Source organism: Sandarakinorhabdus sp., from assembly GCF_031422795.1.
Classification (GTDB): domain Bacteria; phylum Pseudomonadota; class Alphaproteobacteria; order Sphingomonadales; family Sphingomonadaceae; genus Sandarakinorhabdus.
The window spans coordinates 1-5,390 of the sequence record NZ_JANPML010000447.1; the positions used below are offsets into that span (position 1 = coordinate 1).

Here is a 5,390-nt window from a genome sequence, read left to right on the forward strand (position 1 = left end):
AGCCGCACATCGGCGGGCCAGGCGCGGGCAATGGTCGCGATGCGAGCCCCGTCGACCTTCATGTTTCAGCCTTCATCAGCCTTTTGCGGCGCGGGCGTAACGGGCCAGGCGGGCGCTGATCTGGCGGGCGATATCGGTGGAAAGCCGCTCCAGCGCCGTGGTTTCGGCAGCCACAACCGCGAAATTGGAGCTGACACGATCGATGCCAGCGTCGGCAGCGGCAGTATCGTCCACCAGCACAGTGCCGCTGGCGGCGTCGACCAGGCGATAGCGGGCACGCAGGGTACGGCGCTCCCGCGCGGCCGAGGAGTCGCCGCGCACACCGAAGGCCGTGATCTGATCATCCAGAACAATTTCAAGGCGATAGCGTGGGCTGGCGACACCCAGGCCGAATTGGTCTGCCAGCGCCTGCCGCACCATGAATCCGGCGCGTTCCGGGATGGGCGCAATGGCGATATCGGCCAGCAATGTTGCCGGCGCCGAAGCACTGCCACCGGCATAGACCGGGCTGAGCTGACAGCCGCCCAACAATAGCATCGGGGCCAGCGCCGCCGGCAACAGGATCAGGAAAAGGCGGATTTTAGGCAACGATATTCACCAGGCGATCGGGAACCACAATGATCTTCTTTGGCGCGGCGCCGTCAAGGGTGCGTAGCACGCCGGGCAGCGCCAGCGCAGCGGCTTCGAGCGCGGCCTTGTCGCTGCCCTTGGCGGCGGTGAAATCACCCTTGAGCTTGCCGTTGACCTGCACCGCGATGGTGACTTCATCATCGACCAGCAGCGCGGGATCGGCGACGGGCCAGGCCGCATCGCAGATCAGGCCGGTTTGGCCGAGCAGCGCCCAGGCTTCTTCAGCCAGGTGAGGGGCCATCGGCGCCACCAATTGCAGGCAGCTGATCACCCCGGCGCGGCGGCTGGGGCCGGCGGCGCTACGTTCCAGCGTAGCGACCAGTTCATAGAGGCGGGCGATGGCCTTGTTGAACTGCAGCCGATCAATGTCACTCGTCACCGCCGCGATGGTGCGGTGAACAGCGCGATCCAGCTTCGGTTCGGGCACACCCTCAGAAGCAGCGGCATTGTCTTCAGCCAGACGCCAGACACGCTGCACAAAACGCCAGGCGCCATCAATGCCGGCTTCTGACCACACCAGATCGCGTTCCGGCGGACTGTCGGACAGCACGAACCAGCGCACGGCATCGGCGCCATAACGCGCCACCGTGGCATCCGGATTGACGACATTCTTCTTGGATTTCGACATCTTGATGACGCGGCCAACTTCGACCGCCGCACCATCAGTCTTCAACGTCGCGCCGCTGCCACTGCGCTCGATTTCGTCGGGGGCGAACCACAGCGGCGGCAGACCTTCACCCTGCGGACGGCTGTAGGTTTCGTGGGTCACCATGCCTTGCGTGAACAGGCCGGCAAACGGTTCTGCTACATCCAGCATGCCGATGCGCTGCAGAGCCCGCGTCCAGAAACGCGAATAGAGCAGGTGCAAAATGGCGTGTTCCACCCCGCCGATATACTGGCCGACCGGCAGCCATTTCGCCGCCACCGCCGGATCGAACGGACGATCATCGGGCGCGCTGGCAAAGCGGATGAAATACCAGCTGCTATTGGTGAATGTATCCAGCGTGTCAGTCTCGCGCCGGGCCGGCTTGCCGCATTGCGGGCAGTCGACATGCTTCCACGTCGGGTGGCGATCGAGCGGGTTGCCGGGGATATCGAACGTCACATCTTCGGGCAGGATGACGGGCAGGTGCTTTTTGGGCACCGGCACCACGCCGCAGATTTCGCAATGGATGATGGGGATCGGCGTGCCCCAGTAACGCTGGCGGCTCACCCCCCAATCCCGCAGGCGATACTGGGTGACAGCTTCACCCCAGCCTTCGGCCTGCGCGCGCGCGATCACGGCGGCACGGGCGTCTTCGGCGGTCATGCCGTCCAGCCAGCGCGAGTGCACCATGCGACCGGGGCCGGTGTAGGCTTCGTCGCCAATCGGCGCGTCTTCCTCGCACTCGGCCGCGACGACGCGCAGCACCGGCAACTGATATTTGCGCGCGAATTCCAGATCGCGCTGGTCGTGCGCGGGGCAGCCGAACAGGGCGCCGGTGCCATAATCCATCAGCACGAAATTGGCGACGAAGACCGCCAAGCGGATGTTGGGGTCGAGCGGATGCACGACGCTCAATCCGGTATCAAAGCCCAGCTTTTCCTGCGTTTCGATATCGGCGGCCGCGGTGCCACCGGCCTGGCATTGGGCGACGAATTCAGCCAGTGCCGGGTTGCCCTCGGCACACTGACGCGCCAGCGGGTGATCGGCGGCAATGGCGGCAAAACTGGCACCGAACAGCGTATCGGGCCGTGTGGTGAACACATCAAAGCCACCCCTCACCCCGCTCGCCTGCGGCGAGTCGCCCTCTCCCGCAAGGGGAGAGGGGGAAAGTCGAAAGGTGAACTTCAGCCCCGTCGACTTGCCGATCCAGTTCTCCTGCATCAACCGCACTTTTTCCGGCCAATGATCAAGACCCTTCAGCCCATCCAGCAGATCTTCGGCGAAATCGGTGATCTTCAGGAACCACTGCGACAGCTTGCGGCGCTCGACCAGCGCACCCGAACGCCAGCCGCGGCCATCAATCACCTGCTCGTTGGCCAGCACGGTCATATCGACCGGATCCCAGTTCACCGCCGATTCCTTGCGGTAAACCAGGCCCGCGGCGAGCAGATCGAGGAACAATGCCTGTTCCTGGCCGTAATAATCCGGCTCGCAGGTGGCGAGCTCGCGGCTCCAATCAAGCGCGAAGCCCAGCCGCTTCAGCTGGGTGCGCATCGCCACGATATTGGCGCGGGTCCAACCGCCGGGGTGAACGCCTTTTTCCATCGCGGCATTTTCAGCCGGCATGCCGAACGCATCCCAGCCCATCGGGTGCAGCACTTCAAAACCCTGCGCCCGGCGGGTACGGGCGACGACATCGCCCATCGTATAGTTGCGCACATGGCCCACGTGGATGCGCCCCGACGGATAGGGAAACATCTCCAGCACATAGGCTTTCGGCTTGTCGCTGTTGTCGTCGGCGGCAAAGCTCTGGCGCTCGTCCCAAAGCGCCTGCCACCGCGCTTCGGCGGCCTGGTGGTCAAACCGGGGCATCAACTCTCTCGGTGAACAGGATCAACGGTCGGGCGCAATGGCATTGCGGCGCAGATCGCGCGCCCTGCCAAGGATGGTTTCTTCCAGCCGCTGCACGGTGCCGGCGCGCACCGCCGCTTCGGTCCAGCCCGTGGCGCCCAGCGTCTGGCGCTGCACGGCCACGCGCACGGCATCGGCACGCAGCTCGGTATCGAGCACAGTCACGGTCACCTTCACCCGCTCGTTGGCGCTTTGCGGGGAGACATACCAATCGGTGATGATCACGCCGCCGTTTGAATCGACCTGGGCCAACGGCATGAAGGCAATGGTGTCGAGCGAAGCACGCCACAGATAGGCATTTATGCCCAGCGTGGTGACCCGCGCCGGCGCTTCGGCTGAAAGCCTGGGCTTTTTGTTGCGGCCACAGGCCGGCGCCAGCACCGCCAGCGACGTCAGGAAGACCAGGGTTGCAATTCGCCGCATGGCATAACCTTCATCACGAAATTCGGGCCGAAACCGGCCACAGTCCGGCCAGCCTTTTGGCATGTTGCATCCGCCCCGCCAAGCCCGCAGCCCCATGGAAATCACCGGCAAGGCGAGGGCGCGGCCTGCAACTGTGTGCATGCCGCCACAGGCGCGGTGAAAACGTATGGGCCGCAGCCGTTCACACAAAGACTAGGGATATTGTCATATGGGATTCATGTCCCGGTGTTGATAGGACAAAATTATATGAAACCGCGTGTCGATTCGCTCGCGCAGCCAAGCGCGCCGCAGAATCCAGCCAACACCTCGCTTGGGGCTTGGCTGGCGGTGGCAGCCCTGTGCGTGGCGGTGATCACCAACCCGGCCCTGGCGGCCAAGCCAAAGCCCGTGAAGCAGCGGCTGGTGGTCGAAACGCCGCTCACCCCGTTCCAGCCGCAAATCGGCGAAGTTGGTCGCTTTGCCTTCACGGCTCCTGGCGCGCCGGCGATGCCGCAATCGCTGGGCAGCGGTTTCCGCTTCACCCCGTCGGGCCAGGCCGATAACCGCCGCGCCCTCTCGCTGGGCGTTGCTGCCCGCGTCACCACCCCGATGGTCGATCGTTCGCGCGCCGCCACGCCGACAGACAATTTCGTGGTTCCCGCCGGCTATGGCGTGAACGTGTCGCTGGCCTGGAAGGGCTTTGCCATCGATACCGGCTTTGCCCACGCCGAACCCGTGCTGGCCACGCCGCTGTCCGGCCGCATGACCGATCAGCTCAACCTCGGCCTGTCCTATGGTGGCCGCAATTGGCGCACGTCGCTGCAGGGCACCGCCGAACAAAGCCAGCAACTGGCGTTTGCGCCGCTCACGCGCCGCTATGGCGTGGAATTTGGCGGCGCCTATCGTGTTGCGCCGCGTTTCTCGGTCAGCGGCGGCCTGCGTTATCGCATCGCGCCGGAACCGCCGTCGCTGGTGCTGCCCAACCGCGACGATCAGGCCGTCTATCTCGGCACCAGCATCGCCTTCTGATCTCGTGAGTGACGCACAACAGCGGCTTGCAGACGTGCAGGCAGGCCTCGACCGGGCCTGCCGCGATGCCGGCCGTGCCGACAAGCCGCTGCTCGTCGCCGTCTCCAAAACCTTCGGCGCCGACGCCATCCGCCCGCTGATCGCCGCAGGCCAACGCCACTTTGGCGAAAACCGCGTGCAGGAAGCGCAGGCCAAGTGGCCGGAGATGATGGCCGAAACGCCGGGAATTGTGTTGCACCTCGTCGGCCAGCTACAATCCAACAAGGCGGCCGAAGCCGTGGCCCTGTTCGACGTGATCCACAGCGTTGATCGCCCGTCGCTGGTGACCGCGCTGGCCAAGGCGCAAGCCGCCGCCGGCAAGCACCCAGCCTGCTATCTACAGGTCAACATCGGCGCTGAGGAGCAAAAGGGCGGCTGCGCCCTTGCCGACCTGCCCGCCCTTCTGGAGCAAGCCCGCTCCGCTGGCCTCAACGTGGTCGGCCTGATGTGCGTGCCGCCCGCCAACGTGGAGCCTGCCCCCTATTTCGCGCTGCTCGGCGAACACGCCAAGCGGCTGGGACTGCCCGGCCTGTCGATGGGGATGTCGAGCGACTACGAAACAGCCGCCCTGCTTGGCTCCACCGTGGTGCGGGTGGGCCGCGCGTTGTTTGGCAGTAGATAAGCAGCCTCCGGCCGGCAGGGTCGCTGACCCTGCACCCGTTTGATTTAGGGTCGGCTTTTGATGAAGGCGGCCGTTCATGTCGGCCCACCAGAGCCTTCCTTGAAAGGCGTC

General features: G+C 65.0%; 5 protein-coding genes. 2 read left to right on the forward strand and 3 right to left on the reverse strand.

Annotated features, from left to right (window positions below):
- Nucleotides 1–75: 75 nt before the first annotated feature.
- The 3 genes from lptE to RMO81_RS15235 are packed head-to-tail and all read right to left on the reverse strand — an operon-like array spanning nucleotide 76 to nucleotide 3,610.
- Entirely contained in the window at nucleotides 76–537 is a 462-nt protein-coding gene (gene lptE, locus RMO81_RS15225) for an LPS assembly lipoprotein LptE (protein WP_310476794.1), read from the reverse strand.
- Nucleotides 538–580: 43 nt separating this feature from the next.
- Nucleotides 581–3,151 carry a leucine--tRNA ligase gene (gene leuS, locus RMO81_RS15230; protein WP_310476789.1) on the reverse strand — a complete coding sequence of 857 codons (2,571 nt, stop codon included), beginning with the start codon at nucleotides 3,149–3,151 and terminating at the stop codon, nucleotides 581–583.
- An 18-nt stretch (nucleotides 3,152–3,169) separates the two neighbouring features.
- Nucleotides 3,170–3,610 (reverse strand): DUF3576 domain-containing protein, encoded by a 441-nt coding sequence (locus tag RMO81_RS15235; RefSeq protein WP_310476790.1) that lies wholly within the window; start codon nucleotides 3,608–3,610, stop codon nucleotides 3,170–3,172.
- A 246-nt stretch (nucleotides 3,611–3,856) separates the two neighbouring features.
- Between RMO81_RS15235 and RMO81_RS15240 the strand changes: the two genes are divergently transcribed.
- Both RMO81_RS15240 and RMO81_RS15245 read left to right on the forward strand, forming a co-directional pair.
- Nucleotides 3,857–4,618, forward strand: a complete 762-nt coding sequence (locus tag RMO81_RS15240; RefSeq protein WP_310476791.1) for a hypothetical protein — start codon at nucleotides 3,857–3,859, stop codon at nucleotides 4,616–4,618.
- Nucleotides 4,619–4,622: 4 nt separating this feature from the next.
- Nucleotides 4,623–5,279: a YggS family pyridoxal phosphate-dependent enzyme gene (locus tag RMO81_RS15245; RefSeq protein WP_310476793.1), complete on the forward strand. Its 657-nt coding sequence runs from the start codon at nucleotides 4,623–4,625 to the stop codon at nucleotides 5,277–5,279.
- Nucleotides 5,280–5,390 lie beyond the last annotated feature (111 nt).